5 protein-coding genes are annotated in these 6,058 nt (G+C 40.9%); 2 read left to right on the forward strand and 3 right to left on the reverse strand.

Annotation, left to right across the window (positions count from 1 at the left end):
- Positions 1-571: 571 nt before the first annotated feature.
- Positions 572-1,543 (reverse strand): transposase, encoded by a 972-nt coding sequence (locus D9603_RS19795; RefSeq protein ID WP_128732606.1) that lies wholly within the window; start codon positions 1,541-1,543, stop codon positions 572-574.
- Between the two features lie 305 nt (positions 1,544-1,848).
- On the opposite strand from D9603_RS19795, the gene D9603_RS19800 reads away from it, so the two are divergent.
- The gene (locus D9603_RS19800; protein ID WP_125253511.1) at positions 1,849-2,337 is read left to right on the forward strand and encodes a hypothetical protein; all 489 of its coding nucleotides are present in this window, start codon (positions 1,849-1,851) and stop codon (positions 2,335-2,337) included.
- 25 nt (positions 2,338-2,362) lie between these two features.
- Positions 2,363-2,800 (forward strand): nuclear transport factor 2 family protein, encoded by a 438-nt coding sequence (locus D9603_RS19805; protein WP_241651729.1) that lies wholly within the window; start codon positions 2,363-2,365, stop codon positions 2,798-2,800.
- A 68-nt stretch (positions 2,801-2,868) separates the two neighbouring features.
- On the opposite strand, the gene D9603_RS19810 is transcribed toward D9603_RS19805, so the two are convergent.
- The gene (locus tag D9603_RS19810; RefSeq protein ID WP_128732607.1) at positions 2,869-4,065 is read right to left on the reverse strand and encodes an alpha/beta hydrolase-fold protein; all 1,197 of its coding nucleotides are present in this window, start codon (positions 4,063-4,065) and stop codon (positions 2,869-2,871) included.
- Between the two features lie 95 nt (positions 4,066-4,160).
- Positions 4,161-5,930, reverse strand: coding sequence for a hypothetical protein (locus D9603_RS19815; RefSeq protein WP_128732608.1), 1,770 nt, complete (start codon positions 5,928-5,930; stop codon positions 4,161-4,163).
- Between the last annotated feature and the right edge of the window lie 128 nt (positions 5,931-6,058).

Genomic DNA, 6,058 nt, shown 5'->3' on the forward strand with positions numbered 1-6,058 from the left:
TGATGAGTGTATCACCACTTGTGTATCACTGACATCCACTATTATTTATTATGTAACGTGTTTGTACTAACAACTACTATGGATGATGGTCGAAGAGTAAATTCGTTTTCATTCATTTGAAACAACATCTCTCCCCTCGATATAGCAGAAAAAATAAGGGAAGAGTGAGTATGCGCTCTTTCGCACCCAGCAGCCTGACGATGTATCACTGACATAATGTATCACTGACACCCACTATTGTATCACTGACATAATGTATCACTGACACCCACTATTATTTATTATGTAACGTGTTTGTACTAACAACTACTATGGATGATGGTCGAAGAGTGAGTATGCGCTCTTTCGCACCCAGCAGCCTGACGGTGTATCAATGACACCTACTATTATTTACTCACTATGACTGTGACAATTTCAACATGGAAATGTTCATTATTCTTATCAAAAGTGCTCATAAAATCAGGTAACTAGTGACATTTATGTGTTTCTCTACATTAAACCCAGTGTCATACGCACGACAAAAGCGCCGTAATTTACATAGCTTGAGGGTTATCGCTAAAAATTTCTTTGGTTAAGCCAGAAAATGTTCACAATTTACTAGATTTGTGCGCCGTCGCTTTTTGAGTGTTTCACAGTAAGCGGTGAGTACTCGCTCTCGACCAACAGCACCATGGAAAATTCGAGAAAATTGGGTCGTGAGTTTCATCCAATTATCAGGTTCGATGTTTAGCCGAGATAAAATTGGTTGAGACTCTAGGATAGCACCTTTTTTATCGGTGCGAATACATTTCCCCGTAAGCTCGACTAACTCTAGATAAGACTTGAGTTCGAAAGGCAGCCCTTTTGGCATCTTCTTTCGGGGGCTACCTGCAAATCGTAATAGGCTGTTTGGTTGTTTCCTTTGCCTTGCATGGTCGATGCGCTTTTTGATACTGGTAAAGTCAGAGGTTTCAGGCGTTGGGGCTAACTTGGCTCGAATGGGGTTCAAGTCGACGTATGCCATACAAGCAGCTAATGCGGCTTCATCTAGCAAGGGTTGAGATTTGAATCTGCCTTCCCAAAATCGGCCTGTGCATTTATCCTCTTTATTTGCTCTGCGGGCAATATCCTCGTTGAGTACCCGCATAAACCAGCTAATATCTGCCAATCTCTGTCTGTACTTGGCAATATATTCACTGAGTATCAACTGCTCCGACTCACATAGTGGCTCTTCTTCAACGAACTTCCACGTTATCCAATTACCTTTAAATAGCTTGTGCCAGCGTATCACTATGGCCTTGTCAGATAAGCGCTTTGCTCTTTTATCATCAACATGCAATACAATGTGGGTGTGATTACTCATCACCGCATACGCACAGACGTCGATACAAAAGACGGTAGCTAACATCAGGAGCTTTTCTTCAACCCAATCACGGCGATGTGTATAGGATTTTCCTGTTAGTTTATCTTCACCGCATAAATACGCACGTCTAACGCAGCGGGAGATACAGTGATAGTATTTGGTATCTGTTAAGCTGATTTGATTTTTACGGGCAGTCGCCATCGTTTGTTTTCCTCAATCCTTGAGTGCAGAGTTAGAGCGTAGACGACTTTTAAAAAAGGCACAAATTAGTGGTGGGTGTCTTTGGTTTTCTTCTTTGGTTTTCTCTTTGGTTTTCTTATTTGGTTTTCTTCTTTATCGATGAGTGTTACGAAGCCAAAGTACTGGCGATGTTCCTAGCCGATGTGTCACTGAGTTTATGGCTTTTGTAATTGTATTGGCTACAACCAAATGATAACGTGCTGTAACTAATTATAAAAGAGATGCTTCGATGAAAAAGCTTCCGTTGTTAATGAGTGCCAGTAACAGTGACTAAGCAACAAAAACAAGGTCAGCCCTTTATTCCCGATTCTTTTGAACCACCAAAAAGGGTTAGCACATCTCATTTTTCTTTTACCGTGCTAGACGAGCAAATTGCGACTGCAGATTATGAATTGGTGATGGCTAATCAACCACGCTTACAGGGCATATTTGGCCCAAGTTCAAACTGGCCAAAAGCTTCTATGACTTTTGAGGAAAACATTGCAAGTTTAGCCACGCACAGGGAAGAATTCATGTCGCGAGCAGCATTTGCTTATGCGGTTTACACCAGACACAGTGAAAGGTATATCGGTTGTGTCTATATCGATCCGCCTCAATCTTCAGATTTTGATTGTGATGTGTATCTGTGGATAGGGTCAGAAGATATAGCATTGGATGACCTACTCTATCAAACAATTACTCATTGGTTAAAAACGGCGTGGCCATTTTCTAAACTTGCGTTTCCCGGTCGAAACGCTGCATTCTATACAGAGTAAAAACAATAAATTAGGGAAAATCATAATGAAAATGAAAGCGCTATATGCACTGCTACCATTCATGCTTGTTTCAAGTGCTTGCTCTGCAGAAGCGCTGAGTGACAAGGTCAACGCTTATTTCGACGCCCAAAAAGCCGTTGAACACCAACATTCAAAAAAATCTGATGTAACCAATCTACTGATGCTTTTAACACCCGATGCCACATTCGAGCATCCTAGGTTTAATGCCATATTATCAAAAGAAGAATATAAGGCGGGCTTGCTCAGCTATCTAGGCCAATACACAAAGTGCGATATCCAAGTAACAAACATCATTGAAGGCCTTAATGCAGTGACCGTTGAGTATTTACACCCTTGCATTGATCAGCAAGGTAACACGAATGAAAAAGAAAATAAGCAAAAGCTTGTGACACTGTTTGAGTTTAGCGGCGAAAAAATTAAACGTATTCGCCACTATTTTTAAGTAGCACTAAATACCCAGCAAATAGACCAAGTCAAATACTTGCGTGGTCTATTTACGTATTTGAAATCTCACTCACCAAGTAACTTAGTTAATCGCTCTTTACGAGCAACAAAAACATCGTAGCCATCATCATCCTTCGATGATAATGCTAGCGCTCTGTTTACTTGCTCTAACGATGCTCGATATTGTTTATTGGTTTCATAACCGTAAGCTAAACCGTTGTATGCGTCTGCATTATGTGGATAGCGTGAAATGCCATACTTAAACAACTTAATTGCTTCTTTCACGTTACCCGTACTCACATGGTGATAGCCGAGCCCTCTTATCGTCGATTCTTGAGGCTCAACCACTTCGCCATACTGAACGGATAGCTGCTGATAATACTCATTAATGGAGCTCAATTCGCCGTTATAAGCACGAACTGGCATTTGGGTCGGAAAAAACAACTTTTGGTACGCACTAAAAATACCAGCGCTAGAGACAAGCCCATGAGGGACATTATCGTAAGCCTCGCTGAAAAAACGTAGCCCTACAGGTTTGTCATCAGCTAAAAAGTGCGCCATATCTTCATACCGTTCGCGCATCACGCCCCCCTCTTCGCCAATTGCAATAAATAAAAAGTTATTTAATTGCTTGGTTTTGGATATAAATGCTTTGGTGCTTTTTGCGGTGGCACCAAAATTCCACCATACCGCTGGACTATATGCTATGTGGCCTTGAAATAACGTAGGCTTAGTCTGCAACGCGTAGAGTACGAAAGTACCAGCTGCCGATGCGCCGGCAATCACTTTAAAATCGTGAGTGCGGTACTTCTTATTTACAAAAGGAATAAGCTCTGTCTCGATAAACTCTAAAAACTTTGGTGCGCCACCGCCCATGTTCAACGGGCCTGCTGGCTCTTTGTTTTTTGTTGGATAAAGATCTCGCAACCGATCTGTATTTTCAATAGCAACAATTATGACCTCAGGTGCAGCAGAGACGCTTGCCTTTTGCAAACGTTCAAGCACTGCACTCATAAGTGGAAGGCTCCCTTTACCGTCAAGGCGGTATATTACAGGATATGTTTTATTAGAATTGGTGTGATAACTTTTAGGGAGTTGTATTGTAACAGTGCGCGCTTCACCGAGTACTATTGAGTTTAGCGTTTTTGTGTGTCGTTCGTATTCTTTATTTGCTTTTTGAATATCCTGAGCCATTGCAGAACACAAGAAAAAGGCTATGAAAAAAACCGTGAAAAACCATTGAGCCGCTTTACCAATTATCATTTATTATTATTCCATTTATATGATTTTATTGGTAAAGCTAGCATATAGAAAAAGGGATTGATAGGATAGATCTCAACCAAATGAAGCTGTTATCTTCATAAATTATCTAATAGCCGATAAATAGCGTTTATCGCAGGATCAATACCTGCAAAGTAACTTTTCGAATCAGGTAGTATAGGCATATGTGGCGGTACCCATATACGGTGATCTTCCGCACGAGATGTTTGATGAAACTGAGATGAAATCAGACCAAATACCCCACTATAAGGCAACTTGAACCGCCCAGCTTCACCGACATGATTAGGTCTAGAACCGCTTGGCTCACCAACCAAAATAGCATCAGTGAAAAGATTTATATTGGTCAGTAAATTTTGAGCAGCCGAAAATGTATTGCGACCCATTATAACAAATAGTTTGCCATCAGGTTTTGCTGCCTCAAAGTAAATTAACGCTTTAAGTAAAGGCGGTAAAATAGAGCCGTTCCCGCCACTGTTGTGCCGTAAATCCAGTACTAAATGCTTTACTTCATCCTGTTTAACCCTGTCGATTAACGTCTTACTAAATTGGGCTAGCGACTGTGTTTTCATTTGTGCCACTGCATTAAACTGTACCTGTAGTACCCCATTAGATTTATTTAAGTATTGCCAGTAGTGCTTGTCTTTATGCTGTAGGTACTCTGGCGCATTTTTATGATTTTTTGGAAGTGTGGGCAAACCACTAAATGCAAATGCTTGCCCCTCAAGATGAATTTTTTCTGTAACATTATCAGTACTTTGAACTGTGATAGTAATTTTATTTGTACTATCAGCAATACCTAACCCAGTTAACACTTCAGGCATAGCTAAATAATAAGGCGCTAGCCAAAGCTGCTGCATTTCATTATCACGAGGGTTTATTTTTGCTGCTTTTGCGATTGCCTCCTCGCTAGAAGTGCCCTCAAAAGCCATGACTTTTTGACCTATCAAAGCAGAGTAATTTGGTGTTGCATCAACGATATAGAGTCCATCTGTAAATACGTAAAACTGCACTGGCAAACGGCTGAAATTACCTTTTTCTCCAAAGGTTGGTACGATAAGGTTATGGCCATTACCTAAGGTGCCAACTAGTTCCATCATTCTAAATACAATTTGCTGGTCATTAAGGTTTGGTATATCCGTGTGTAAACTCTTCGCCAATGCCACCAGCTCAGCGTTGGTGCCAGCCATTTCATTTATATGTAAGCGATTAATTTCAGCAAGTAAAAATTCCAAATCAGCACGCCATTGTTGCACCCGTGTTAGTGTGGGGTCTTTGTACTGTCCTGCCAATATCTGAAATTGCGTATTATCTTTGATAGCATCAAATGCGGCTTTTCCCGCTATACTGCTGCGCTCATCATATCTCGCTGACAGAGATTTTCTTAGCCACTCGTGTGCTTGCTCTATATTCCCAAGCTGTGCATAAGCCTCCGACACTTTTATCATGATGTCGTTTGAAGGGCGTGAAGCATTTGGGATATTGGTTACGTTTACCCCAAGCGTCAGTGCGTTTTTCAAAGCGGCTATCGCTTGCTCATGATGCCCCAATTGCATCTGCGTCAACCCAAGTAGGTACCAAGTATCTCCATCATCTTTATAAGACGATGTTAAGCTTTGTAATAGAGGTAACGCCTGTTGCCAGCGCTCTTCACGTACAAAAAACAACGCTTTTTTACGAGTTTTAAGATAAACAACCGGATCTGCAACCCCACCTCGCTGTGGAAAAACACCAATAGCATCATTTGTTGGTGATAGTACCCGAGCAGTTTGAGACATGGCAGGGTGTGTGAAAAGTACACTACTAAAAATTAAACAAGCGGATAGCTGTGCGAAAAAACTCGAATACATCTCTTTTCCTTGTTATCGATTCAACGCTAAATTATGAATGACGCTCTTTTATACCAATTTTCTTAATTAAGTGGTCTATTTTGAGGCGAGAAAACCTTGTCGATAACTAGGCAAAAATTTTGCTATTT

Source organism: Pseudoalteromonas sp. PS5 (genome assembly GCF_004103255.1).
GTDB lineage: Bacteria > Pseudomonadota > Gammaproteobacteria > Enterobacterales > Alteromonadaceae > Pseudoalteromonas > Pseudoalteromonas peptidolytica.